The sequence below is a fragment of the Azospirillum aestuarii genome (assembly GCF_016632405.1).
In the GTDB taxonomy this organism is placed as follows: Bacteria; Pseudomonadota; Alphaproteobacteria; order Azospirillales; family Azospirillaceae; genus Azospirillum; species Azospirillum aestuarii.
The window spans coordinates 628,921-654,760 of sequence record NZ_JAEPIV010000002.1; the positions used below are offsets into that span (position 1 = coordinate 628,921).

Annotated in this window: 22 protein-coding genes; 7 read left to right on the top strand and 15 right to left on the bottom strand. The window is 69.8% G+C overall.

All coding sequences use genetic code 11. From position 1 onward, the window contains the following. Positions 1-115 precede the first annotated feature (115 nt). A complete protein-coding gene (locus tag JJL56_RS07615) occupies positions 116-1,702 on the top strand; it encodes a DUF3369 domain-containing protein (protein ID WP_200484806.1) in 1,587 nt (528 codons plus the stop codon). A gap of 31 nt (positions 1,703-1,733) precedes the next feature. Here JJL56_RS07615 and JJL56_RS07620 read toward each other — a convergent pair whose 3' ends face one another. The 7 genes from JJL56_RS07620 to JJL56_RS07650 all read right to left on the bottom strand — a co-directional run bounded on the left by JJL56_RS07620 (position 1,734) and on the right by JJL56_RS07650 (position 9,077). Further along, positions 1,734-2,258 carry a response regulator gene (locus JJL56_RS07620; RefSeq protein WP_247889236.1) on the bottom strand — a complete coding sequence of 175 codons (525 nt, stop codon included), beginning with the start codon at positions 2,256-2,258 and terminating at the stop codon, positions 1,734-1,736. Between the two features lie 526 nt (positions 2,259-2,784). Continuing rightward, positions 2,785-5,193 (bottom strand): phenylalanine--tRNA ligase subunit beta, encoded by a 2,409-nt coding sequence (gene pheT, locus JJL56_RS07625; RefSeq protein WP_200484807.1) that lies wholly within the window; start codon positions 5,191-5,193, stop codon positions 2,785-2,787. A gap of 13 nt (positions 5,194-5,206) precedes the next feature. After that, entirely contained in the window at positions 5,207-6,274 is a 1,068-nt protein-coding gene (pheS, locus tag JJL56_RS07630; RefSeq protein ID WP_145623027.1) for a phenylalanine--tRNA ligase subunit alpha, read from the bottom strand. 122 nt (positions 6,275-6,396) lie between these two features. Continuing rightward, the gene (gene rplT / locus JJL56_RS07635; RefSeq protein ID WP_014238729.1) at positions 6,397-6,768 is read right to left on the bottom strand and encodes a 50S ribosomal protein L20; all 372 of its coding nucleotides are present in this window, start codon (positions 6,766-6,768) and stop codon (positions 6,397-6,399) included. Positions 6,769-6,789: 21 nt separating this feature from the next. Further along, positions 6,790-6,990, bottom strand: a complete 201-nt coding sequence (rpmI, locus tag JJL56_RS07640; RefSeq protein ID WP_014238730.1) for a 50S ribosomal protein L35 — start codon at positions 6,988-6,990, stop codon at positions 6,790-6,792. Between the two features lie 169 nt (positions 6,991-7,159). Further along, positions 7,160-8,110 carry a prolyl aminopeptidase gene (gene pip, locus JJL56_RS07645; protein ID WP_200484808.1) on the bottom strand — a complete coding sequence of 317 codons (951 nt, stop codon included), beginning with the start codon at positions 8,108-8,110 and terminating at the stop codon, positions 7,160-7,162. Between the two features lie 130 nt (positions 8,111-8,240). Then, entirely contained in the window at positions 8,241-9,077 is an 837-nt protein-coding gene (locus JJL56_RS07650) for a thermonuclease family protein (protein ID WP_247890971.1), read from the bottom strand. A gap of 285 nt (positions 9,078-9,362) precedes the next feature. Here JJL56_RS07650 and JJL56_RS07655 point away from each other — a divergent pair, with 285 nt between their 5' ends. Then, a complete protein-coding gene (locus tag JJL56_RS07655; protein WP_247889238.1) occupies positions 9,363-10,799 on the top strand; it encodes a M48 family metalloprotease in 1,437 nt (478 codons plus the stop codon). Positions 10,800-10,890: 91 nt separating this feature from the next. Beyond that, on the top strand, positions 10,891-12,861 hold the full coding sequence (locus JJL56_RS07660; RefSeq protein WP_145623030.1) for an adenylate/guanylate cyclase domain-containing protein: 1,971 nt from the start codon (positions 10,891-10,893) through the stop codon (positions 12,859-12,861). Positions 12,862-12,981: 120 nt separating this feature from the next. Here the strand turns inward: JJL56_RS07660 and JJL56_RS07665 are convergent, their stop codons facing one another. The 5 genes from JJL56_RS07665 to JJL56_RS07685 form a co-directional block, all read right to left on the bottom strand. Next, complete coding sequence (locus JJL56_RS07665; RefSeq protein ID WP_145623031.1) at positions 12,982-13,884, bottom strand: RNA polymerase factor sigma-32; 903 nt, start codon at positions 13,882-13,884, stop codon at positions 12,982-12,984. A 273-nt stretch (positions 13,885-14,157) separates the two neighbouring features. Continuing rightward, entirely contained in the window at positions 14,158-14,973 is an 816-nt protein-coding gene (locus tag JJL56_RS07670) for a hypothetical protein (RefSeq protein ID WP_145623032.1), read from the bottom strand. 199 nt (positions 14,974-15,172) lie between these two features. Next, the gene (locus JJL56_RS07675; RefSeq protein WP_145623033.1) at positions 15,173-15,673 is read right to left on the bottom strand and encodes a CarD family transcriptional regulator; all 501 of its coding nucleotides are present in this window, start codon (positions 15,671-15,673) and stop codon (positions 15,173-15,175) included. Positions 15,674-15,992: 319 nt separating this feature from the next. Further along, the gene (gene fdxA / locus JJL56_RS07680) at positions 15,993-16,325 is read right to left on the bottom strand and encodes a ferredoxin FdxA (protein WP_014238741.1); all 333 of its coding nucleotides are present in this window, start codon (positions 16,323-16,325) and stop codon (positions 15,993-15,995) included. A 145-nt stretch (positions 16,326-16,470) separates the two neighbouring features. Continuing rightward, the gene (locus JJL56_RS07685) at positions 16,471-17,394 is read right to left on the bottom strand and encodes a LysR family transcriptional regulator (RefSeq protein ID WP_145623034.1); all 924 of its coding nucleotides are present in this window, start codon (positions 17,392-17,394) and stop codon (positions 16,471-16,473) included. 130 nt (positions 17,395-17,524) lie between these two features. Between JJL56_RS07685 and JJL56_RS07690 the strand changes: the two genes are divergently transcribed. From JJL56_RS07690 to JJL56_RS07700, 3 genes are all read left to right on the top strand, one after another. Continuing rightward, positions 17,525-18,715 carry a YbfB/YjiJ family MFS transporter gene (locus tag JJL56_RS07690; protein WP_145623035.1) on the top strand — a complete coding sequence of 397 codons (1,191 nt, stop codon included), beginning with the start codon at positions 17,525-17,527 and terminating at the stop codon, positions 18,713-18,715. Positions 18,716-18,725: 10 nt separating this feature from the next. Continuing rightward, positions 18,726-19,340: a DUF938 domain-containing protein gene (locus tag JJL56_RS07695; protein ID WP_200484810.1), complete on the top strand. Its 615-nt coding sequence runs from the start codon at positions 18,726-18,728 to the stop codon at positions 19,338-19,340. 130 nt (positions 19,341-19,470) lie between these two features. Then, entirely contained in the window at positions 19,471-19,902 is a 432-nt protein-coding gene (locus JJL56_RS07700; RefSeq protein ID WP_247889240.1) for a CBS domain-containing protein, read from the top strand. Between the two features lie 73 nt (positions 19,903-19,975). Here JJL56_RS07700 and JJL56_RS07705 read toward each other — a convergent pair whose 3' ends face one another. From JJL56_RS07705 to JJL56_RS07715, 3 genes are all read right to left on the bottom strand, one after another. Then, positions 19,976-20,707 (bottom strand): TerC family protein, encoded by a 732-nt coding sequence (locus JJL56_RS07705; protein ID WP_145623037.1) that lies wholly within the window; start codon positions 20,705-20,707, stop codon positions 19,976-19,978. 122 nt (positions 20,708-20,829) lie between these two features. Continuing rightward, on the bottom strand, positions 20,830-21,261 hold the full coding sequence (locus JJL56_RS07710) for an RNA-binding S4 domain-containing protein (RefSeq protein ID WP_200484811.1): 432 nt from the start codon (positions 21,259-21,261) through the stop codon (positions 20,830-20,832). Positions 21,262-21,391: 130 nt separating this feature from the next. Next, the gene (locus JJL56_RS07715) at positions 21,392-23,902 is read right to left on the bottom strand and encodes a helicase-related protein (RefSeq protein WP_211111062.1); all 2,511 of its coding nucleotides are present in this window, start codon (positions 23,900-23,902) and stop codon (positions 21,392-21,394) included. A gap of 172 nt (positions 23,903-24,074) precedes the next feature. On the opposite strand from JJL56_RS07715, the gene JJL56_RS07720 reads away from it, so the two are divergent. Beyond that, positions 24,075-25,706, top strand: a complete 1,632-nt coding sequence (locus JJL56_RS07720) for a hypothetical protein (protein WP_200484812.1) — start codon at positions 24,075-24,077, stop codon at positions 25,704-25,706. Positions 25,707-25,840: the final 134 nt, after the last annotated feature.

Below are 25,840 nucleotides of genomic sequence, written 5' to 3' on the forward strand. Positions count from 1 at the left end.
CAATGCGAATTATCGAGATTTTTCGTCGAAAATGCATCGATCGTGGCGGTAGGCGTGCGCGGCCATGCCATGTTAATCTTTGTTACTCCCGCCCGCTCCGCCCCAGGCTTTGCCCATGACCGACTCCGACGACGAGTTCCTCTTTCTGGACGACCAGGACGGCGACGGCAACGGCGATTCCGGGTCGCCGGCCACCGGGAACCGGTGGAAGATGATGATCGTGGACGACGAGCCGGAGGTGCACTCCATCACCAAGCTCGTCCTGGCCGATTTCTCCTACAAGGGCCGCTCCGCCCAGTTCATCTCCGCCTATTCCGCCGCGGAGGCGCGGACGATCCTGGAGCGGGAGGAGGACATCGCCATCATCCTGCTGGACGTGGTGATGGAAACCGACGACGCCGGGCTGCAGCTCGTCCACCACATCCGCGAGGAGCTGAAGAACCGCCACGTCCGCATCATCCTGCGCACCGGCCAGCCCGGCCAGGCGCCGGAGCGCGCGGTGATCCTCGACTACGACATCAACGACTACAAGGCCAAGACGCAGCTCACCGCCCAGCAGCTGTTCACCACCACGGTCGCCGCCCTGCGCTCCTACGAGGACATCATGGCGATCGAGATGAACCGGCGCGGGCTGGAGAAGATCATCGAGGCGTCGTCGTCGCTGTTCCAGGCGCGCTCGATGAAGCTGTTCGCCGCCGGCGTGCTGACGCAGCTGTCGGGCATCCTCGGCGTCGGGCCGGACGCCATCCTGTGCGTGCAGCGCGGCCCGGTCATCAGCGGCGCGGCGGACGGGCTGTATGTCCTGGCCGGTTCCGGCCGGTTCGAGACGCTGATCGACGAGCCGGCGGCCAACCATGTCGAGCCCGCCGTGCTGGCGGAGGTGAAGCGCTGCCTGGAGTCGCGCAGCAACCGCTACGCCGCCGACCATTGCACGCTCTACATCCGCACGCCGAACGACCGGGAGAACGTGGTCTATCTGAGTTCCGACCGGCCGCTGTCGGACCTCGACCGCAACCTGATCGAGGTGTTCTGCCGCAAGATCTCCGTCGGCTTCGACAATCTGCACCTCTACGAGCAGTTGCGGCGCAGCCAGGAGCACACGGTCATTGCCATGGCCGACCTGGCGGAACGCGCCGGTCATCCGAGCGCGGAGGCCGAAACCGGTCCGCGCATCGCCATGGTGACCGACCGCATCGCCCGCCGGCTGGCCGAGGACGGGCACCATCCCGCCATCCTCGACACGGTGTTCCTGGAGTCGGTCGGGCTGGCCGCCATCCTCCACGACGTCGGCAACGCCACGCTGGACCCCGCCATTCTCGGCAAGACCGGTCCACTGACCCCCGAGGAGCGGGCCGTCATGCAGGCCCACACCATCACGGGCTGGGATCTGCTGGACCGCGCCAGCCAGCGGTCCGAGGGACGGACGCATCTGCATCTGGGGGCGGAGATCGCCCGGTCGCATCATGAGAATTGGGACGGCACCGGCTATCCCGACCATCTGCGCGGCGACGCCATCCCGTTGAGCGCCCGCATCGTCGCGGTGGCCGACAGCTTCGACGCCATGACCCGCGACCGCCCTTACCGCAAGGCGCTGGACCATGATGTGGCGGTGGGGGAAATCCGGCGCCTGTCCGGCAGCCGGTTCGATCCGGTGGTCGTCGACGCCTTCCTGGCGGTTTCCGGCAGCCTGCGCCGGGAATGACTGCGGCGCAGGCCGGAAGGCGCGGAGGCGGTCAGCCGGCGCCGCTCATCAGCGCGTCCACCATGTCCTTCAGCGGACCGATCTGCACCGGCTTGTGCAGCAGCCGGCAGCCCATGGCGGCGGCTTCGGCCTGACGCTCCGGCATCGTGTCGCCGGTCAGGATCAGAGCGGGCACCGGACCGCCGACATGGGCGCGCACCATCTCCACCGCCTGGGCGCCCGTACCGCCGGCCGGTAGGAAATGATCGGCCAGGACCAGCCCCGGACGGCCGGGCGCCTGCGGCAGCCGCTGCGCCAGTTCGCTCAGCGACAGGGCGGTCAGCACGTCGTAGCCCCAGGCTTCCAGAAGCAGCGCCAGCCCTTCCACGATCGACCGGTCGTCGTCCACCACGATGACCAACCGGCTGGCCTCGTCCGGCGCCCCGCCATCGCCGTCTTCACGGCGCAACGCACCACCGCCATCCACCGGACCGCCATCCCCTGAACCGCCACCGGCATCCCCCGTCATGGCGAGAACAGAAGCGGTTTTGGCGTTGTCGTTCGTTAAGCTCACCATCGGATTTTTCACCAGGGCTGAGGGCGGCGGGATCAGGACACCCCGCACCGTTTCCAACATGACCAATTCAAAAAAGAACAAAAAATATTAAAAAAATCGAAATATCAGTCTAACGAATTTTTGGGAATGCCTGCCATGTATCGCGGAAAGAAAACATTCCATTTCTGAAATTTATAGGCAGCGATGCGCAGCATCGAGACAATACGAACGCGTGATTTGCAAACTTATGTTCATTCGCTTTATCTGATGGACAAACTCTCTTCAACTCTGAAAAAGCGCATATGAGGCACGTCCGGATGCGACACCGAAACGCGGTCCAAACAACGGACCACACCGTCCTCTGCGAATCCAGACGTGTCGACTCCGGAACAATCCTTTGAACTGTCCACATCGGGAGCCGTTCCATTCGGACATGGAAAAACAATGGGCCCCCGCCTTGCGGCGGAGGCCCAATCTTTGTCTCACTAAATTGAACCCTTTTCCGGGTCCGCAGCCTTTGGATGCGCCTGCTTCAGGAGCGTAAACGTCAGCTGCGCAAACTGCCGCCCGTCGCCTTGGCGACCGCGGCGACGATCTTCTGGCCGATGGCCTCGATCTCCGGCTCGGTCAGGGTCCGCTCGGTCGGCTGGAGCGTGACGGACAGCGCGACGGACTTCTTGCCCTCTTCCAGGTTCGCGCCCTGGTAGACGTCGAAGACGGTGACGTCCCTGACCAGCGCCTTGTCGGCGCCCTTGGCGGCGCGGATCAGCTTGTCGGCCTCCACGTCCTTGCCGACGACGAAGGCGAAGTCGCGCTCCAGCGGCTGGAAGGGCGAGAGCTGGACCAGCGGACGCGCCGTGCCGCCCTTCTTCTTGGGCAGCGGGATGGCGTCCAGGAAGACCTCGAAGCCGACCACCGGCCCCTTGACGCCCAGCGTGCCCAGCACGGTCGGGTGGATCTCGCCGAAGCGGGCCATCACCGTCGGGCCGAGGCGCAGCACGCCCGAGCGGCCGGGATGGTACCAGCCCGGCGCGTCGGTGGTGACCTGCAGGTTGGTCACCGGCGCGCCGGCGGCCTCCAGCACGGCCATCGCGTCGGCCTTGGCGTCATAGGCATCGACGCCGCGGGCCTTCTCCGCCCAGTGGCGCGGCACCGCGTTGCCGGCGCGGATGCCGGCGGCCACGATGTCCTGCCCGTCCGGTGACGGCTTGCGGAAGGCCGGGCCGACCTCGAACAGGCCGACGTCGGCGTAACCGCGGTCGGCGTTGCGCCCGGCGGCCTGGATCAGGTTGCCCAGGATCGACGGGCGCATCACGTCGAGGTCGGCGCTGATCGGGTTGACCAGCGTCAGCCCCTCGCCAACCCCGCCGAACAGCGCGGCCACCGGACCGGCCATGAAGGACCAGGTGACGGCTTCGGACAGGCCGCGGACGGCCAGCGTGCGCTTGGTCAGCCCGACGCGGCGCTGTTTGGTGGTCAGGGCCGGGCGGGTCAGAACGCTGTCGCGCGGCAGCGGGGTCGCCGGGATGGCGTCGAAGCCGTGGATGCGCAGCACCTCCTCCACCAGATCGGCCTCGCCGTGGATGTCGGCGCGCCAGGAGGGGGGAACGACGCGCAGGGTGCCGCCAGATTCCCCGGTGGCGTCCTCGCCGACGATCTCGCAGCCCAGATCGATCAGGATTCGGGTCTGCTCGTCGCGCGGCACCTCGACGCCGCCCAGCGCGGCGACGCGGCCCGGACGCAGCGTCAGGGTGCGGCGCCACTGCGGCTCCTCGCCGGCGATCACGAGGTCGGAGGCCTCGCCGCCGCAGATCTCCAGGATCAGGCGGGTGGCCCGCTCCATCCCCGACACGACCGCCGCCGGATCGACGCCGCGCTCCAGCCGGTAGCGGGCGTCCGACTCGATGCCCAGCTTGCGGCCCGTCTGCGCCGTGCGCACGGTGTCGAAGATCGCCGCCTCAAGGAAGACGTTGACCGTCGTCTCGGTGCAGCCCGACGCCTCGCCGCCGATGATGCCGCCCAGCGCCTCGGCCCGCTCATGATCGGCGATGACCGTCATGCTCGGGTCGAGCGGGTATTCCTTGCCGTTCAGCGCCGCCAGCGTCTCGCCCTCGCGGGCCATGCGCACGACGATGCCGCCCTTCACCTTGTCGGCGTCGAAGGCGTGCAGCGGGCGCGACAGGTCGAAGGTGATGAAGTTGGTGATGTCCACCAGCGCCGAGATCGGGCGCAGGCCGATGGCGACCAGCTTGTCGTGCAGCCACTTCGGCGACGGGCCGTTCTTCACGCCGCGGAAATAGCGGCCGACATACATCGGGCAGGCGTCCGGCGCCTCGATGGTCACGCCGAACGGGCTGGCGAAGGCGCCCTTGACCGGCTCCGCGGCCAGTGGCCTCAGCCGGCCCAGACCGGCGGCGGCGAGGTCGCGGGCGATGCCGCGCACCCCGGCGCAATCGGCGCGGTCCGGCGTCAGGCTGATATCGATGACCGGATCGCCCAACCCCGCATACTCGGCGTAGGCGACGCCGACCGGCGCGTCCTCGGGCAGCTCGATGATGCCGTTATGCTCCTCCGACAGCTTCAGCTCGCGCTCGGAGCACATCATGCCGTTCGACTCGACGCCGCGGATGACGCCCTTCTTCAGCGTGATGTCGGAGCCGGGGATATAGGCCCCCTCCGGCGCGAAGACGCCCTTCAGGCCGGCCCGCGCGTTGGGCGCGCCGCAGACGACCTGGAGCTTTTCGGTGCCGGTGTCGACGACCAGGACGCGCAGCTTGTCGGCGTCCGGGTGCTTCTCGGCGGAGACGACGTGGGCGACGCGGAAGGGCTTCAGCTCCTTGGAGCGGTCCTCCACCCCTTCGACCTCCAGGCCGAGGGCGGTCAGCTTCTCCACGATCTGGTCGAGCGTGGCGTCGGTCTCCAGATGGTCCTTCAGCCAGGACAGCGTGAACTTCATGGGTCCGGCTCCTTTAGCGCGTCAGGCCCTGGGCCATGCTGGGAACGTCGAGCGGCACGAAGCCGTAATGCTTCAGCCAGCGGAGGTCGGCTTCGAAGAAGGTGCGCAGGTCGGGGATGCCGTATTTCAGCATCGCCACGCGCTCGATCCCCATGCCGAAGGCGAAGCCCTGGTACCTGGTGCTGTCGATGCCGCAGGCTTCCAGCACGTTGGGGTGCACCATGCCGCAGCCCAGGATCTCCAGCCAGTCGCCGTAATTGCCGAGCTTCAGCTCGCCGCCCTTGCGGGAGCAGCCGATGTCCACCTCCGCCGACGGTTCGGTGAAGGGGAAGAAGCTGGGGCGGAAGCGCAGCGGCAGGTCGTCCACGTCGAAGAAGGCGCGGCAGAACTCGATCAGGCAGCCCTTCAGGTGCCCCATGTGGGTCGCCTCGTCGATGACCAGCCCCTCGATCTGGTGGAACATCGGGGTGTGGGTCATGTCGTAGTCGGACCGGTAGGTGCGGCCCGGCGCGATGATGCGGATCGGCGGCTTCTTGTTCAGCATGGTGCGGACCTGCACCGGGCTGGTGTGGGTGCGCAGCAGCATCTTCTTGTCCCCCGCGTCCGGGAGATAGAAGGTGTCGTGCATGTCGCGGGCGGGGTGGCCCGGCGGGAAGTTCAGGGCGGTGAAGTTGTGGAAGTCGTCCTCGACGTCCGGCCCCTCGGCGACGCTGAAGCCCATCTCGGCGAAGATCGCCACCATCTCGTCGATGGTCTGGCTGATCGGGTGGATGCGCCCTTCGGTCTCCGGACGGACCGGCAGGGTGACGTCGATGCGCTCGGCCTGGAGGCGGGCCTCAAGATGGGCGCGGGCGAGGTCGGCCTTGCGGCTGTCGATGGCGGCGGCGATCTCGTCCTTCAGCGCGTTGAGCTGCTGGCCGCGCTCGCGCCGTTCGTCGGGCGACAGGCCGCCCAGCTCCTTCATGAAGCCGGTGATGCGCCCCTTCTTGCCGAGCGCGGTGACCCGCACCTCTTCGAGGGCCGCGAGGTCGCCGGCGGCGTTGACCTGCGACAGGAGTTCGTCTTTCAGCGCATCGAGCATGTCATTTCCCGCGAGCCATAAGGAAGTGCGAGCGTAAAGAAAAAGGGAGCCGGCCCAGAGGCACGGCTCCCTTCTTTCATGTCCGGCGCCGGACCGGGGTTTCCGCTTTCGCGGCGAACCCTTTAGGCGGCGGCCTTGGAGGCGAGAGCGGCCTGGGCCTGATCGACGATGGCCTTGAAGGCCTCCGGCTCACGGGCGGCCAGATCCGACAGGACCTTGCGGTCGATCTCGATGCCGGCCAGCTTGATGCCGTTGATGAAGCGCGAGTAGGTCAGGCCGTACTGGCGCACACCGGCGTTGATGCGCTGAATCCACAGGCCGCGGAAATCGCGCTTCTTGTTGCGGCGATCGCGGTACGCGTATTGAAGGGCCTTTTCGACCTTCTCGATCGCGATGCGGAAGTTCTTGGAATTGCGACCCCGGTAGCCCTTGGCGAGCTTGAGGATCTTACGGTGACGGGCGTGCGTGGTGACGCCGCGCTTAACACGAGCCATGGTTCAGATTCCCTTACGATATCAAGCGTTGCGCAGCCAGTTCTTCAGCACGATCTTCTGGTCCGGCTCGGCCAGGGTCATCATGCCGCGCGCATTGCGCTTCATATTCGGGCTCTTCTGCTCCAGGCAGTGGCGCTTGAAGGCCGCCTGGGCGCGCACCTTACCGGACGCGGTCACCTTGAAGCGCTTCTTGGCGCCGCTCTTCGTCTTCAGCTTGGGCATTTTCGATCCTTGCGTTGGATGTTCCCGACTGACGGTTGGGCATGCCCTGGGTCTCGGACCCGGCCTCGCCGCCCGTTGGAGCGCAGGGTTATACGCGCGGCCACGCCACAACGCAAGGGGGAGCGAACGCGGGAGGGGTGGGTGGTCGCGCAGTGAAACCACTCTCCCCCTACCGGTACTCCTTGAACCGCTCCGTCGCCTGGACCAGGGCGGCGCGGATGCCCGGCTCCATGGCGGAATGGCCGGCGTCGGGCACCACGCGGTAATCGGCCTCCGGCCAGGCGCGGCGCAGCTCGTCAGCGCTGGCGATGGGGCAGACGATGTCGTAGCGGCCCTGGACGATCGCCCCCGGCAGGTGCCGGATGCGATGCACGTCGCGCAGCAGCTTGTCCTCCGGAGTGAAGCGGTTGGAGCGGAAGTAGTGCGCCTCGATGCGGGCGAGGCCCAGCGCGTGGGTATCCTCCGCGCTCGTCGCGATCAGCTCCGGCGAGGGCAGCAGCGAGGAGCAGGAGCCCTCGTACAGGCTCCACACCCGCGCCGCCGCCATGCGGGTCGCGGCGTCGGGCGCGTTGAGCCGCCGCCAATAGGCTTCCAGCAGGTCGCCGCGCTCCTCCTGCGGGATGTGGCCGGCGAAGGTGGCCCAGGCCTCCGGGAAGATCGTGCGCATGGAGTGGAGGAACCAGTCGATCTCCGTCTTCCGCATCAGGAAGATGCCGCGCAGGATCAGCCCCAGGCAGCGTTCCGGATGGGTCTGCCCGTAGGCCAGCGCCAGCGTCGATCCCCAGCTTCCGCCGAACAGCAGCCAGCGCTCGATTCCCAGATGGCGGCGCAGCCGTTCGGCGTCCTCCACCAGCAGCTCGGTCGTGTTGCGGCGCACCTCGCCCAGCGGAATGGAGCGGCCCGCCCCGCGCTGGTCCATCACGACGATGCGGTAATGGCCGGGATCGAAGAAGCGCCGGTGCGTCGGCGAGGCGCCCGCCCCCGGCCCCCCGTGCAGGAACAGCACCGGCACGCCGCGCGGGTTGCCTGACTGCTCCCAATAGAGCGTGTGGATGTCGTCCACGGGCAGGAAGCCGGTCTGGTAGGGGTCGATGGGCGGGAAAAGCTCGCTGCGGGGCATGAAGAGGTCCTGTCAGTCCGGGCCGGGTCGTCCGGCCCACAGAGTAGCCGATCCAGGGAATCCGGCCCAATCATTCCCGACGCCGGTCCACAGGCGAGTGTAGGGCGCCGGCCCGGCCTCCGCCACCGGCTCACTCCCCGTCCTCGTCGGCGGGACGCTCCGGCGGCGGGACTGCGGCGCGCGACGCCGTGGGGGCGGATGGGCCGGGACCGTCCAGCCGCTCGATCTGTTCGGGGTGGGTCGCCTCGATCAGCGGGCCGGCGCGCAGGCCCACCCAGCCGCGCACCCGGACGACCCGCCCCTCGTAGGACAGCGGGTCGATGCCGGCGGCGACGAAGGCCGGGAAGGCGGCCCGCCCGATGTGCACCGTGACGTCGGTCCGCCAGTCCTCGCCGAAATCCAGATAGGCGTCGCCGCCCGCCTTGCTCACCCGCAGCACCCGCCCCTCGACAATCTGGAAGCTGTCGCGGTCCCGGCGCAGCGCCTCCGGGTCGGCGGCACGCAAGGCGTAGGCGCGGGTCCGCCAGATGCCGCGCTCGGCCGCCCGCGCGCCGGCCTCCGCCGCCAGCATCTCGCGGGCCAGGGCGCGGGCGTCGGGCCGGGTGTGCACGCGGGCGAGGCCGCGCGCCAGCAGCTCCCCCTGGAGCCACAGCCCGTCGCCGCGCACCAGCTGGGCCAGCAGGCGCCCGTGCCGGTCGGTCCGCGCCTCCCCCCGCACCGTCAGGCGCTGCCCGACGGCCAGTTCCGTCAGCGCCTGCCGCGCCGCTTCGGCCAGCGGCCAGTGGTCGCCCGGCTCCGCTCCCATGGGCGGTGCGGCGGGCTCGATGCCGGCCAGACGCAGGCTGCGCCCGTCCTCCAGCAGCAGCGTGGCGCCGTCGGTCACCGCGGCGACGCGCAGCTCCGGCGGCCCGGCGGTGTTCGCCATCAGCAGGGCGGACAGCATCAGCGAAGGAATGCGGCGCGGCATGGCGGGTGTGGGGATGGAGCGGTGGAACAGGCGGAGCGGATGGGGAGTTTGATCTCTGCCAGCCCCCTTCCGATATGACGACTCATGACGCCCGAACCGACGCCCGAACGCAAGCCGTCCTCCCCGTTCCCGCCAAAGCAACCGTTTTCGGCCGACTCACCCCTCTCCCCTCTGGGGAGAGGGGGGCCCAAAGGGCCGGTGAGGGGGTTGCGCATGGTGGGAGGTCCGGCAGAAGCGCACCCCCCTCACCCTAACCCTCTCCCCAGAGGGGAGAGGGGATCGCGAATGCTATCATCATACCCACTGCGCCGGATCGCCGCCGCGGGGCTGGCCGTCCTGCTGCTCACCTCGGCCTGCGCACCGGCCAGCGCCCAGCTCCTCGGCGGCAGCGAGGAGTCGATCGGCGCGCAGGAGCATCCCAAGATCCTCGCCCAGTATGGCGGTGCCTACCCCGACCAGCGGCTTCAGGCCTACGTCACCGGCATCGGCAACCGGCTGGCCGCCCAGACCGACCGCTCCGGCCCCTGGACCTTCACCGTGCTGGACAGCGACGTGGTCAACGCCTTCGCCCTGCCCGGCGGCTACGTCTACATCACCCGTGGCCTGCTGGCGCTCGCCAAGGACGAGGCGGAGGTGGCCAGCGTGCTCGGGCACGAGATCGGCCACGTCATCGCCCACCATGGCCGGGAACGGCAGACCAACCAGACCATCGCCGGGCTGCTCGCCGCCGGGATCGGCCTCGTGCTGGGCAGCCCGGAGCTGGCGCAGATCGCCAACATCGGCGGCACCGCCCTGCTCGCCCGCTACTCCCGCGGCCAGGAGACGGAGGCCGACCGGCTGGGCATCGAGTATCTGCACCGCGCCGGCTACGACCCCTTCGCCATGGCGACCTTCCTGGAGACCATGCGCCGCGACACCCAGTATTCCGGCCTACGCTCCGGCAAGGGCGCCGGGGAGGGCGGCTTCGACTTCTTCGCCACCCACCCGCAGACCGCGTCGCGCGTCGACGAGGCGGCGGCCCTCGCCCGCGAGCTTCCCCGCGGGGCGCGGCCCGTCGATCCCTACATGGCGGCGATGGACGGGGTAATCTACGGCGACAGCCCTGAGAACGGCTTCGTCCGTGGCCGCAGCTTCGCCCACCCGCAGCTGGGCATCGCCTTCGACGTGCCGCAGGGCTTCAGCCTGCTCAACGGGGCGGAGCAGGTGATCGCCAAGGGGCCAAACGGCGGGGCGATCGTGTTCGACGGCGGCAAGGCGCCGGGCGTGCGCGACCCCGCCGCCTATCTGACCGGCAGCTGGGCGCAGGGGGCGCCGTTGCGGGACCTGCAATCCTTCACCGTCAACGGCATGCCGGCGGCCACCGCGCTGACCCAGGGCAAGACCGACGCCGGGGCGGTGGACGTGCGGCTGGTCGCCATCCGCGCCGACTCCGGCACGCTCTACCGCTTCACCTTCCTGGCCCCCGGCGGCGCGCTGTCGCGCTTCGACGCCGATTTCCGCCAGACCGCCGGCAGCTTCCGCCGGCTGACCCGGCAGGAGGCCGCGTCCTACCAGCCCCGGCGCATCCGCGTGCAGACCGCCCGCCCCGGCGACAGCGTGGAATCCTTTGTGCGCCAGATGCCACGGGAGCCCTACGCGGAGGAATTGTTCCGGATCATCAACGACCTGCCGCCGGGCGCGCCGATCCAGCCCGGACGCCCGCTGAAGATCATCACCGATTGACAACCGCCCGGTTGAAGGCGGGGTGACCGTTGCGGGACGCGGCGCGATGGCCGATTGCCGATGGCCGCGTGCGTCCTGTAGGCTCCGCGCCATGGCTGACCACCCCACCAAACGGCGTTTTCCGCGAACCGGCTTGCGCGTCTCCGGGCTGAAGGAGGCCGTGCGCAAAAAGGGTGGTCCGCGCCGGACGCGCGCCCCGGCGCTGGGCCGTCCACGCCTGCGCCTGCCTATCGCGGCGGTGCTGGTGGCGGGCTTCGGGTCGCTGATGCTGCTGGCGGTGGCCAGCGTGCTCGTGCTCGGCCTCGTCAGCGCCAGCCGCAACACCTTCGCCCTGCTGAACGACCGCGCCGACCTCGCCCTGTCGGGTGTGGAGGTGCGCATCCGCAACCAGCTCAACCCCGCGCGGGACATGGCCCGTTTCGTGGCCGGACTGATGGAGCGGGGGGAGCTGGACCCCGCCGATTCCCGCTCGCTCCAGGACACGCTGCGCGGCGCGCTGGCCGGGGCGCCGGACGTCACGGGCATCGCCTTCTTCCACCCCGATCGCACCGGCCTGCGCGCCGACCGGCTGGGCAACCAGCTGCACATCGGGCGGGAGGATCTGCGCCACGAGCCGGAGCTGGGGCCGGAGCTGCGCAACGGCGCCGACCGCACCACCGCCGTCTGGGCCGATCCGCTGTGGTCGAAGGAGGCGGGGACCAGCTTCGTCACCCTGTTCCAGCCGGTGCGGCGCAACGGCGCCTATCTGGGGCAGGTGGTCGTCGGGGTGTCGCTGGGCGATCTGTCGCGCTTCCTGTCCACGCTCTATGTGGAGCAGGGTCTGAACGCCTTCGTCCTGTTCGACCGGCAGCATGTGCTGGCCCACCCGTCGCTGGCCGGCATGAAGTTCGATTTCTCCAGCAAGACCGACGGCCCGCCCCTGCCCCGCATCGATCAGGTGGCCGACCCGGCGCTGGCGGCGCTCTGGCAGACCGGCCAGCCGGTGGACGCCCTGAAGAAGCGGGTGGAGGGCCGGATCGTCAACGTGCTGGACGAGGATTACCTGTTCCTGATGCGCAGCATGGCCGGCTATGGCCAGCAGGACTGGATCATCGGCATCGGCTTCCGCGCCAACGAGGCCAGCGCGGAGGTCCGCCGCCTCTACACCACCGGCCTCGCTGGGCTGGGCATCCTGCTGATCTCGGTGGCGGTGGCGCTGATCGTCGGGCGGCGCATCAGCACCCAGGTGGCCCGTCTGGCCGAGGCCGCCGACCGCGTCCGGACCTTCGAGTTCCGTGAGATCGCCGAACTGCCCGATTCGCGCCTGCGCGAGCTGGCCCGCGCCAACAGCGCCTTCAACGCCATGGTCGCCGGCCTGCGCTGGTTCGAGACCTATGTGCCCAAGGCCCTGGTGCTGCGGCTGATGCACCGCCGCGGCGGCCTGACCAGCTTCCAGTCGGAGGAGCGGGAGGTGACCGTGATGTTCACCGACATCCGCGGCTTCTCCCGCATGGCCGAACATATGGGGGCCGCCGATACCGCCGCCCTGCTGAACGAGCATTTCACCCTGCTCGCCAACTGCATCGAGGCGGAGGGCGGCACGGTGGACAAGTTCATCGGCGACGCCATCATGGCCTTCTGGGGCGCGCCGGAGGAACAGCCGGACCACGCCGCCCGCGCGCTGCGCGCCGCCCACGCGATCACCCGCGCGGTGCGCGAGGGCAACCGCCGCCGCGCGGCGGAGGGGCTGCCGCCGATCCGCGTGCGCATCGGCCTGCATTCCGGGCCGGTGGTGGTCGGGAACATCGGGTCGGTGAGCCGGATCAACTACACGATCGTCGGCGACACCGTGAACGTCGCCGCCCGCATCGAGGAGCTGGCCTCCGCCCTGCAGGGGGACGAGGAGGTCATCGTGCTTTCGAGCGCCGCCACCGCCTTCCAGGGCGATGGCGCCGCTCCGCTGGACTGCGTCGGCGACCGGACGCTCCGTGGCCGCACCGGCACGACGGAGGTCTGGCGGGTCACTCTGGATGGCGATGGCGGGGATGGCGCTGGGGCGGTGCGGGAGGAGGAGAAGGCGTAGGCGGGCTTTGCCCCCACCCCAGCCCTCCCCCGCTTCGCAGGGGAGGGAGATGATCGCGAAGCGGCGGCAGTCCCCTCCCCTGCGAAGCGGGGGAGGGTTAGGGTGGGGGCACGCGGTCTGCTACGCATCCGCCAGCAGATCCCCGAACCCCTCCACCCGCTTCAGCATCGACTGGCGCAGCTTCAACAGCGCGCGGTGTTCGAGCTGGCGCACGCGCTCCTTGCTCACCCCCAGCTCGCGGCCCAGCTGCTCCAGGGTGGCGCCCTCCTCGCGCAGGCGGCGCTCCTGGATGATGGTGCGTTCGCGCGGGCTGAGTTCGCCCAACGCCTCCGCCAGCCATTGCGACCGGGTGTTGCTGTCGCGCATCCCGATCACCACCTCCTCCGGCGAGGGGCGCTGGTCGGCCAGGAAGTCCTGCCAGTCGTCGTCGGAGCCGTCGGCAACCGGAGAGTTCAGCGACTGGTCGGAGGCGGACAGGCGCATCTCCATCGCCTCCACCTCGGTCACGTCGACCTGGAGTTCGCCGGCGATCCACTCCCGCCCTTCCTTGGTCAGGCCGTTGCCGGGGCCGCTGCCGCCCTGGCTGAGGCTCTCGATGCGGGCGCGCAGGCGGCGCAGGTTGAAGAACAGCGACTTCTGGGCGGCGGTGGTGCCGGTGCGGACGATCGACCAGTTGCGCAGGATGTAGTCCTGCATGGCCGAGCGAATCCACCAGGCCGCGTATGTGGAGAAGCGCACCTCGCGGTCCGGCTCGAACCGGCTGGCCGCCTGCATCAGCCCGACATTGCCCTCCTGCACGAGGTCGCCCATCGGCAGGCCGTAATTGCGGAACCGCGCGGCGGTCGCCACCACCAGCCGGGTGTAGGCGCGGACCAGCTCGTGAAGGGCCCGTTCGTCGCCGCCCTCGCGCCATTTGCGGGCCAGATCGAATTCGTGGTCGCGCGTCAGCAGAGGCTCACGCATGGAAGCCTTGATGAAACTCAGGTTCGCGCGCTGAGTCTCGGGATCGTCGATGTAGGCCATACGTCCCTTCCTTCCCGTCTGGGCGGCCGCGTTTCAGGCTGCTCGTGCCCTGTGCTGCGGAGTCCGAAGGGACAGGCCCCCTCAGGTCCAATGATCCGTCGGTTCATCACGGCCGGTTCGCCGTGGGGTGCCGACGGTTGGGACAACAGCCGTTCCCCTCGCCCTGTTGCACGTCATACGCAGCACAAGACGTTTCGGATCATCCGCACCGGAAGGGATTCGGTGACGGAGGCCGAAGGGATGGGTAAGACGGGTAGGAAAAAGGGAGATGGGTCAGACCTGGAACAGGTCCAGGATCTCACCCGAAGGCGACAGGCATCCACAGACGAGGTGCCCACCCAACCCGCAATTGCCGTCCAGGGTCGCCACGCGGTCGGTCACCGCCACGCCCTTGCGGGCCGGGTCGCAGCCCCGCACGACGCGGGCGAAACCACCGTAAGGCTCTGACATCTGGGCGAAACCGGGCGCCCCCCACCAGAAGGCGTCGCCCTGGTGGTTCAGCGGGCGGCGGATGTCCACACCGGCGCTGACCAGCAGCACGCCGCCCTCCCCCTGCTCCGGGCCGGTGCAGTAGGCGGCGCGGCGCAGGGTGTTGAACACATTTTCGTGACCGGGCTGCGCGTGCATCGCCTGACGCAGCCCCTGGGTCCAGCGGCCGAGCGTCATGGTGCCGCCGCGGGCCGCCGCCATGCCCTGCTCCACCGTGCCGCCATAGGCGGCCAGCGTGGTCCCCGCCCCATGGCGGGTCATCCAGTCGAGCACCTGCTGCGGATCGGGGGCGAACTGGAGCTGGAGCAGCTTGTGCCACATCTCCTCCTGCGCGCCGCGCAGATAGACGATGTCCCCGGCCTCCATGCCCCGCCAGCTGAGCAGCCAGGTGCGGAAGGACAGCAGGGCGTCCACCGTCTCCAGCACCCGTTCGCCCCAGCCGACCATGTTGCCGAGATAGACGAGGCGGTCGCCGGGCAGGAAGCGCGCCGCGATCACCTCGTGCACGGCGTGGAGATGATCCGTCTGCGCGTGGATCGAGCCGACGGCCCAAATGCGCCGCGGATTCCGGAGATCGATGAATTTCTGCGCTTCAGACATGCCGGAGACGCTCACCCCATCCAGCGGTCACTGACCGGCCCAGAACAGGCCGGGGGCGGGAGTGTAGGCGCCGCGCGGACCCGGCGAAAGACGAAAACTTAAGACAAAGGCGCGGCCAAAGCGCCGCGCCTTCATCGTCAACATCACACTCTGAAACCGGTTCCCTCTCCCGTCCGTGGGAAAGGAGGCCGAACCGGCCTCAGGCGGCCTTCTTCAGGACCAGCTCCAGCCGCTCGGTGGCCTTGGTCTCGTCGATCTTCTCGACGGCGGCCAGCTCGCGGGCCAGACGCTCCAGGGCGGCCTGATAGATCTGGCGCTCGCTGTAGGACTGGTCGGACTGGTCGGCGCCACGGTACAGGTCGCGCACGACCTCCGCGATGGACACCGGATCGCCGGAGTTGATCTTGGCCTCGTACTCCTGGGCGCGGCGGCTCCACATCGTGCGGCGGACGCGCGAACGGCCCTGCAGCGTCTCCAGGGCGACCTTGATGCGGTCCTTCGTGCTGAGGCGGCGCAGGCCGGCGGCCTTGGCCTTGCCGACCGGAACCTTGAGCGTCATGCGCTCTTTTTCGAACGTGATCGCGTAGAGCTGAACATCCATGCCAGCGATGCTGTGGGTCTCGATTCCCTCGACCCGACCGACGCCATGGGCCGGGTAGACGACGAAGTCACCGGCCTCGAAGTCAAGCTTGTTCGACATTTGGGTTGGCTCTCACTTCTCGCGATCGCGCCATTTTGCCGCCCCGGTGGAGGGGGCGAAAAAGGCCCGGTGACAACGACACACCGTGGGGATGGGGTCCTCCACGCCGCGCACTGTTGCACTGAGCCCTTGGTCGATGGGAAATCCGGCAATGACGCTGAGGCCGGCTCCGGGCGCGTATTATAGCGATGTTACGGCCGGGTTACAAAGGCTACGCGCGGGCAGCCGTCCGGATTCTGACGTTGCCCGCCGATGGCCGACCTGTCGTTTTTGCATGGCGGCAAAAGCCCGCCATGCACAGCAATAGTCCCGACTCCGCTTAGCCGCCGGCCTTCGGAGAGAAGAACTTGTCGAACTTACCGTCCACGCCCTTCATGGCGTCGGCGTCGGGCAGGGCGTCCTTCTTGCGGGTCAGGTTGGGCCACTGCGCCGCGTAGTCGCGGTTCAGCTCCATCCACTTCTCGGCGCGGCCGTCGGTGTCGGGCACGATGGCCTCGGCCGGGCATTCCGGCTCGCACACGCCGCAGTCGATGCACTCATCCGGGTGGATGACCAGCATGTTCTCGCCCTCGTAGAAGCAGTCCACGGGGCAGACCTCGACGCAATCGGTGTACTTGCACTTGATGCAGTCTTCCGTCACGACGTAGGGCATGATTTGTTCTCCGCTGTTCTCGCCAGTTCCGGCGGTGTTCACGCGCCGGGGTTCGAGTCGCTTCGATGGACGCTTCGACTGACGTGCTCGCGCGTGGGCGCGGAAGGACAAAGGTTGAGGACCATGGCCCGACCGCGGCGCTTGCCTAGCACGCCGCCCGAGACGGGATCAACCCTGCCGGTTGTGTGGGCGCTTGCGACGCAGCCCCACCCCCCGGATTGCCCTCCATGACCGCCTCCAGGAAGGTGCGCAGCGCCACCGTCTCCATGGAATCCACACGCCGGACGAAACGGGTGGGCATGCGCGCCAGTTCCGGCGGCAGCGGGCGGGAGACGAACAGGCCGCGCCAGGGCTCCCGCTCCACCACCACGCGGGGCAGCACGGTGACTCCCATGCCGGCGCCGACGCAGCCCAGGATGGCCTCCAGCGCCCCGAACTCCATCACGCGGTAGGGAACCCGTCCGGCCTCGCGCATCGCCGTCTCGGCCCGCGCGCGGTAGGCGCAGCCGCGCCGGAAGGCCAGCAGGGTGTTCCGCCCGGACTCGCTGGTGATGCCGCTGGCCGGTTCGACCAGCACCAGCTCCTCCTCGAAGACGGGCCGGCTGACCAGTTCGGGATGCTCCACCGCTCCGGAAACGAAGGCGCCGTCGATGCGCCCGGCCAGCACCTCTCCCAGCATGGTTTCGGTGGGACCGGGGACGATGGTCAGATCGACGTCCGGATTCTCCGCGTGGAAGCGGGCGAGGATCGGCGGCAGCCGCACGGCGGCGGTCGTCTCCATGGTGCCGACGGACAGCCGCCCTCCCCGCCCCGCCGCGTCGGCCACCGCGTCGCGCGCCTGGGCGACGAGGCGCAGCACGCGGTCGGCGTAGTCGGCCAGCACCCGCCCGGCGGGCGTCGGGGCCATGCCGCGGCTGAGCCGCAGGAACAGCGGCACGCCGAGATTCTCCTCCAGCCGCTTCAGCCGCGCCGTCACGTTGGACTGGACGCAATTCAGCGTCTCCGCCGCCCGGCTGACGCTGCCGGTGTCCGCCACCGCCTTCACCACCCGCAGGCCCGCGAGGTCCATCGCCACCCTCCCCGATCCGGACGTATCCCATCACTCACAGTGAACCATAGCATCGAAACAAATCATTAGAAATGAGGGTTCCGTCGCGCGAGGATGGCGCACACGAAAAAAGAGCCTGCGGGAGGAAACCATGGTCCGGGTGCTGATCGGCGGCGTGCTGGTGCTGGTCATCTCGATGGGGGTGGGGCGCTTCGCCTTCACGCCGATCCTGCCGGCGATGCAGGCGGCCACCGGGCTGGGCACCGACGCCGCCGGCCTGCTCGCCTCGCTGAACTATCTCGGCTATTTCCTGGGGGCGCTGGGCGTCGGGCTGGTGCCGCACGGCGCGGTGCGCACCGCCGTGTTCCGCACCGCGCTGATCGCCAGCGTCACCTCCACCGCCGGCATGGGCTTCACCGAGGGCATGACGGGCTGGGCCGTGCTGCGCTTCGTCTCCGGGCTGGCCAGCGCCGGCATGTTCATCCTGGGCATCGCCATGACGCTGGACGCGCTGGCCCGCGCCGGGCGGGAGGCCTGGACCGGCTGGCTCTACACCGGGGTCGGCATCGGCATCGCGTCGAGCGGCCTGTTCGTCGCCGTGATGGGCGACCGGCTGGGCTGGCGCGGCGATTGGCTGTGGCTGGGGCTGGCCTGCCTGGGCTTCGGCACCCTGTCCTGGCTGTGGGTGACCGACCCGCCGCGCGAGCCCCGGCACACCGCCGCCGCCCCATCCTCCGTCCGCATCTCCGCCCCACCCTCCGCGCCGATGATCCTGCTGACGCTGGCCTATTTCCTGGAGGGCGCCGGCTACATCGTCACCGGCACCTTCCTGGTCGCCATCCTGAAGACCATGCCGGAAACGGCGCAGCTCGGCGCCGCGGCCTGGATGGTCACCGGTCTGGCGGCCATGCCGTCGGGCATCGTCTGGGCGGCGGCGGGACGCCGGCTCGGCCTCTGGCGGGCGCTGATCCTCGCCCATGTCGTGCAGGCGGTCGGCATCCTGCTGCCCATCACCGGCTCCCCGGCGGCGGCCCTGCTGTCGGCCGTGCTGTTCGGCGGGACCTTCGTCGGCATCGTCACCCTGTCCTTCACGCTGGGGCGCCACCTGTCGGGCGGGGCGTCGGCCCGTGTCATCGGCGCGCTGACCGCCGTCTACGGGCTGGGGCAGATCATCGGGCCGGTGCCGGCGGGGCTGGTGGTGGCGCGCACCGGCAGCTTCGATTCCGCCCTGCTGGGGGCCGCCGCCGCGGTGCTGGCCGGCGCGCTTCTCCTCGCCGCCGGGGCCTGGATGGCCGGGCGCCGCGACCCCGCCGCGGTTGCCCTGGGCGCCGGGCGCGGGTAGCCTGCCCGGCATGTTCGATCCGCTGCACCCCGAAGAATTCCGCCGCCACGCCCCCGCGGCGGAGCGCAACCGCGCCCCCATCCTGGAGGTGCTCCGCCGCGTCCTGCCGCCGCAAGGTCTGGTGCTGGAGGTGGCGAGCGGCACCGGCCAGCACGCCGCCGCCTTCGCCGCGGCGCTGCCCGGCGTGACGTGGCAGCCGAGCGACCCCGACCCGGACCTGCGGGACAGCGTCCGCGCCTGGGCTGCCGCGGCGGCGCTGCCCAACCTGCGCGACCCGCTGGCCCTCGACGCCGCCGCTTCCGACTGGCCGGTCGAGGCGGCCGACGCGGTGGTCTGCATCAACATGATCCACATCGCCCCGTGGGAGGCGGCGCTCGGCCTGTTCGCTGGGGCCGCCCGCCTTCTGCCCACGGGTGGACCGCTGCTGCTCTACGGCCCCTTCACGCGCGGTGGGCGGCACAGCGCGCCCAGCAACGCCGCCTTCGATGCCGACCTGAAGGCCCGCGACCCCGCCTGGGGCGTGCGCGACCTCGACGCGGTGGAGCGTGCCGCCGCCGGCTTCACCCTCGCCGAGCTGGTGGAGATGCCCGCCAACAACCTGACCGTCGTCCTGCGCCGCAACTGACCCCCGCCCGATCCCCAATCCGGACCACCCCATCCGAGGTGCGGTCTTCTGCCGCAGTTTCGCACCCGCGAGATTTGCTATTGTTTCCCTACAGCGCTTGAGTTTGTAAACAAATTATAAATTGGGGGAAATGATGAAGCGGAAGCTGGTTCCGGACGTGGTGAAGTCGCAGGAACTCATCCTGGTGCCGGAGGACACCTCCGTCCTGACCGTGTCGAAGCTGATGGCGGAGAAGAACATCGGCGCCGTGCTGGTGGTGAACCACGGCGACCTCGTCGGGATCGTCACCGAGCGCGACCTGAACAACAAGGTGCTGTCCACCCAGATCGACGCCTTGGAGACCGAGGTGTCGGCGATCATGACCCGCAATCCGGACACCCTGCCTCCGGATGCGGACGCCATCGAGGCGCTGACCCTGATGCAGTCGAAGCACTACCGCCACCTGCCGATCACCCAGGGCAAGCGCGCGGTCGGCATCGTCTCGATCCGCGACCTGTTCAAGCTCGCCTACGAGCATCTGGTGGAGGAGGTGGAGTTCCGTGACGGTCTGATGCGGACCTGACCCCAAAAGGCGAACGGGCCGCCCCCGATACAGGGACGGCCCGTCGAAAGACCTGCTCAGAAGGGCCGGAGCGTCAGTGCGCTTCGGCCTTCTTCCGTTTGCGGCGGGCGGCGGCCATCAGGTTCAGCGCCTCGACCAGCGTCGAGAAGGCGATGGCGAAGTACAGATAGCCCTTCGGAATGTGGAAGCCGAAGCCGTCGGCGATCAGCGCCACGCCGACCAGCAGCAGGAAGGACAGGGCCAGCATCTTCACGGTGACGTGGCGGTTCACGAAGTCGCCCACCGGGCGGGCGGCGAACAGCATCACCGCCATGGCGATGACGACGGCGGTGACCATCACCGGCAGGTCGTTGGACATGCCGACCGCGGTGATCACGCTGTCCAGCGAGAAGACGATGTCCAGCACGATGATCTGCCCGACCACCGCGCCGAAGCTGGCGACCTTGGGGGCGGCGCCGCCCTCCTCGTGGCCTTCCACGGTGTTGTGGATCTCGATGGTGCCCTTGGCCAGCAGGAACAGGCCGCCGCCGAGCAGGATCAGGTCGCGGCCCGAGAAGCCCATGCCGAGCACGGTGATCAGCGGTTCCGTCAGGGTCGCCACCCAGGAGATGGAGGCAAGCAACAGAAGCCGCATGACCAGCGCCAGCGCCAGACCGAGCTGCCGGGCCTTCTGCTGCTGGTGGACCGGCAGCTTGGCCGCCATGATCGAGATGAAGATGATGTTGTCGATGCCGAGCACGATCTCCAACGCGGTGAGCGTCAGGAGGCTGGCCCAGACCTGCGGGTCGGAGAGCAGTTCGAGCATGAGGGCGGCGGGCTCCGAAAAAGTCGGCCGTTGCGGGACTATTTTGCGCAGATGAGGTTGCGGCCCCTGAATGGCAATGGCCCGGCCCGCGCTTCGCCGCCGCTTTCCCCGGCTGTTCCGGCTTACTCCTCTCCGTACAGCTGGTCGAGCGCCCGGCGGTCGCGCTTGGTCGGGCGCCCGGCGCCGGGCTCCCGCGGGGCCGGCGGCGCCCGGTAGGGGTCCTGGATCGCCTCCTCGCGCACCGGCGGGGCGAGGTCCTCGTAGAGGGCCTGCGCCTCCGTCGCCGGGCCGCGCCGGCTGCCGAGCGCGACCACCTTGATGACGCGGATGTGCCGCCCCTGCGCGAAGGTCAGCACGTCGCCGGGCTTCACCGCGTAATGCGCCTTGTTCACCACGGTGCCGGACACCCGCAAGCCGCCGCCGTTGCACAGCTTCGCCGCGAGGCTGCGCGTTTTGAAGAACCGCGCGAACCACAGCCACTTGTCGATCCGCAGGCGGCCCGCCGGGGTGGGGTCGGAGCCGGAGTCGGAGAAGTCGTCGTCGAGGTCGGTCATGCGAGGCCCCCACCCTTCCCACGGCTGACGCCGTGGGCCCCTTCCCTCCCCCGCTTCGCAGGGGAGGGCGTTATCCCCTCCCCCGCCCAGCGGGGGAGGGTCAGGGTGGGGGCAAGTGCGTATCCGTTCATCACGTTCCCGAAAGCTGGCGCAGCTTGGCGAAGGGGTGGTCGGCGTTGACGGGGGTATCGCGGCGGGGCTTGTGGCGCGGGTTGCGGCGGCGGCGCCAGGAGACCGCCCCATCCTCCGCCACGGAGCGCGTGTAGCCAAGCCCCTTCATCACCGCGCCCAGCTCGTCCGGCTTCGCGCCGATCATCTGGGCCAGCGCCGGTTCGGCCACCGCCCGGCCCTCCTTGGCGGCGGTCAGCAGCTCGGTCTCCAGCCGGTCGAGCATGTCCACGCGCAGCGCCCGCGGCCCAGCCGCCGGGTAGCCGATGGCTTCCCAGAAGGCGGGCGGCGCGCCCGTCGCCTCCACCGAGACGCGGCCCGGCGGCGGGATCGGCACCGGCAAAGGCAACCGGTGCTTCACCGCCCACAGCAACCCGCGCAGTTCCACCGCCCCCGGCTTGGCAAGCGCCGTCAGATAGAGATGCGACACGCCGAGCCGCACCCCGTGGCGGGACAGCGCCTTGCGGTCGGCCCTCTCCAGCCCCTCCACCATCGGGGCGACCGGCGCGCGGGGCATCGCCCCCATGTTCTCGACGAGTTGGAAGGCCAGCCCCCGCGCCGCTCCCGTCAGATCCGCGGCGTCGCGCAGCGCCAGCAAGGGGCGCAGCCGGGCGGCGACGCGGTCCTTCAGCCAGCGCTCCAGCCGGGCGCGCACGCGGTCGAGCTGTCCCTGGTCGAGCAGACCCTCGTCGAAGGGCAGAACCGCCGGGGTCAGCACCGACGGGCCGGGACCGAGCCGGGCCACCGGCAGCCCATCCGCCGTCAGCACCCCGTCCGGCCCCAGGGCGAACACGTCGTCCGGCTCCTGTTCGAAGGCGCGCAGGCGGGACGCCACCTCCTCGCGGAGCGCGCGGCGGGCGGCGGTCAGCAGGGACTTGGCCTCCTCCGACCGTTCGGGGGCGTCGGGGACGAAGCGGAAGCCCTCCAGCCGGCCCACCGGGTGACCCTCCACCACCACCTCGCCGTCGGCGCGCACGCCGCCGATCAGCTCCCGCCCGTCCTTCAGCGTGCGGGCCAGCGTGGCCGAGCGGCGGTCGATGAAGCGCTGCGTCAGCCGCTCGTGCAGGGCGTCGGACAGCTTGTCCTCGATGGCGCGGGTGCGCGCCTGCCAGTGCACGGGATCGGTCAGCCAGGAGGGCCGGTTGGAGATGTAGGTCCAGGTGCGGATGTGGGCGATGCGGGCGACCAGCGCGTCGATGTCGCCCTCGGTGCGGTCAAGTCGGGCGATCTGCTTGGCCGCCCAGTCCTCGTCCAGCCGCCCGATGCCGGTGCGCAGCTGCCGGAAGATCTGCCCGAGCAGCCGGGTGTGGGCGTCCGACAGCACCTTGCGGAAGTCGGGGACCTGACAGACCTCCCACAGCAGGCGCACGTTGTCGCGGCCCTTGGCGAGGTCCATCACCTCATGGTCGCGGACCAGCGCCTGGAGCGCCAGATGGTCGTCGGCGTCGCGGGCGCGCAGCAGCTCGGGGATCGGCGGGCGCTCCTCCAGCGATTTCAGCAGGAAGCCCGGCGTGTCGAAGCGCAGCTTGCTGTTGCGCCACATCAGCGTCTTGATCGTCTCGAACTGGTGGTTCTCGACGCGGTCGACCACGTCGGCCTCCAGCTCGCCCACCTCGTCGGTGGTGCCGAAGGTGCCGTCGCGCATGTGCCGCCCGGCGCGCCCGGCGATCTGCGCCACTTCCGGCGCGCGCAGGCGGCGCGGGGCGAAGCCGTCGAACTTCACGATGCGGGCGAAGGCGACATGGTCGACGTCCATGTTCAGCCCCATGCCGATGGCGTCGGTCGCCACCAGATAGTCGACCTCCCCCGCCTGATAAAGCCCGACCTGGGCGTTGCGGGTGCGCGGGCTGAGCGCCCCCAGCACCACCGCCGTGCCGCCGCGCTGGCGCCGGATCATCTCGGCCAGCGCGTAGACGTCGGTCGCCGAGAAGGCGACGACGCAGGAGCGCGGCGGCAGGCGCGTCAGCTTGCGGTAGCCGGCGTAGGTCAGCTGCGAGAAGCGCGGCCGGCTGATGAACTCGGCCCGCGGCACCAGCCGGCGGATCAGCGGCTGCACCGTGTCGGAGCCGAGGAACATCGTCTCGACCAGCCCGCGCGCGTTGAGCAGCCGGTCGGTGAAGATGTGCCCGCGCTCCGGGTCGGCGCAGAGCTGCACCTCGTCCACCGCCAGGAAATCCACCGCCCGGTCGAGCGGCATGGATTCCACCGTGCACACCCAGTAGGACGGGTTGGGCGGCAGGATCTTCTCCTCCCCCGTCACCAGGGCCACGGCGTTCTTGCCCTTGATCGACACGATGCGGTCGTAGTTCTCGCGGGCCAGCAGGCGCAGCGGAAAGCCGATCATCCCCGTCCGGTGGCCGAGCATGCGCTCGATGGCGAGATGGGTTTTCCCGGTGTTGGTCGGCCCCAGCACGGCGACCACCCGGCCACCCGCACCCAGACCGCCCCCGGACGAAGAAAGGACAGAGGTCATAAGCGTAAGTTTTGGGCCTGGGGACCGGCAATGCAAGCGTCAGGGCGGCCGTGCGATGCTGCAAGGACCATCCGGGGCCGAACTCTTCCGGGAATGGTATAAAACCTCGGGCCGATGGACGGGCGCCGGTTATCCCGTCTACCCTGGCGCGCTCCACCCTAAGGGATTCCTCATGCGCCGTATTCCCGCCCGTCCGCTCGCCGCCGCGCTGATGCTCGCAACCCTGGCGCTGCCGCCCGCCACCGCCCGCGCGGAGGCGCCCCCGGTGACCGAGGATGGAGCCAGGGCGCTCGCCGCCGCGCTGAAGGACGGGCTGGCCCGCTGGTTCCCCAAGAGCGGGGACGACGAGACCGAGCTGCGCTGGAGCGGCGAGCCGGTGGCGACCCCGGCCGGCGACCATTACAAGGTGGCGCTGCCCGCCCTGACCGCGGTGTCGGACGACGGCACCACCGCCGACATCGGCACCATCCACCTGACGGTGAAGCCGCAGGACGGCAACACCCACGCCGTCACCGCCACCCTGCCCGACCGCGTCGCCATCCTCGACAACGGCAAGCCGTCGGCCACCGTCAAGCTGGGCCGCCAGCGCATCAGCGCCCTGTGGTCCGGCGCCTACGAGACGGCGCTGTCCATGGACGCGGAGCTTGGCGACCTGTCGGTCACCAGCGACCGCAAGGGCAAGAAGGGCAAGAAGGACGAGAGCGCCCTGACCGTCGGCGCCATCACCGTCGCCGGGGAGTTGAAGCCGGACGGCACCGCCGCCGCCGGCACCCCGCTGTGGAGCGGCCCCGGCGCCCTGTCGATCAGCAACCTGCGCTTCCTCGACGAGACGAAGAAGGAGGTGCTGAACCTCGGCGGCCTGACCATGGAGGGCACCTACACCCGCGTCGATCTCGCCCGCGCCGACGCCATGCAGCGGCTGACCCAGGCCCACGCCCTGGCCGGCACCCAGCCCCCGGCGGCGGAGCTGATCCCGCTGATGCAGAACCTCATGGCCGGCGCCAGCGGGCGCGTCCGCCTGTCCGGCCTGACGGCGCTGAACCCGGAGGACGGCACCCGCCTCGCCCTCGGCCAGCTCGTCCTGCGCGGCAGCACCGAGGATCTGGACAAGCCGATGGCCTCCACCACCTTCGGGATCGAGTCCAGCGGCCTGACGCTGGAGCCGGAGATGGTCCCCAAGGCCTTCATGCCGGACAAGCTGGACATCCAGCTCAGCACCGCGAAGCTGCCGACCGCCTCGCTCTGGCGGGCCTTCGCCGACCTCGCCACGCTCGCCGAGTCCCAGGCCGCCTTGGGCGAGGAGGACGAGGAGGACGAGGAGGACGGCGAGGAGGAAGCCACCCTGCCGGACGACGGAACCGATGAGGCCGAGATGTCGGCCATCGGCAACCGCCTGATGGGCGCCATGGCGGAGGTCGGGACGGAGTTGCGCATCGACCGCTTCGTCGTCAACACCCCGGCGACCTCCGGCACCATGACCGGCGCCATGCGCATGGCCGCCAACTCCGCCTTCGGCGCGGTGGGCAGCAGCACCGTGCTGCTGCGCGGGTTGGACGCCGCCACCAAGGCGATGCAGCCCAAGCCGGGCAGGAAGGCCGACGAGAGCACCCAGAACGCGCTGGGCGTGATCGCCATGCTCCAGGCCTTCGGGCAGGCGTCCAAGGACGACGCCGGCAACGATGTGCGCAGCTACAAGATCGACGTGACCGAGACCGGCCAGTTCCTGCTGAACGGGGCGGACATGAGCGCGCTGATGGGCATGGGCCAGCCGGAGCCGGAGCCGATCCAGGGCAAGAAGCGCTGAGGCATGGGGGCGGGTTGCCCCCACCCTTCCCACGGCTTCGCCGCGGGCCCCTTCCCTCCCCCGCTAAAGCAGGGGCGGGAATTTTAGTCCCCTCCCCTGCTTTAGTGGGGGAGGGTTAGGGTGGGGGCCATACT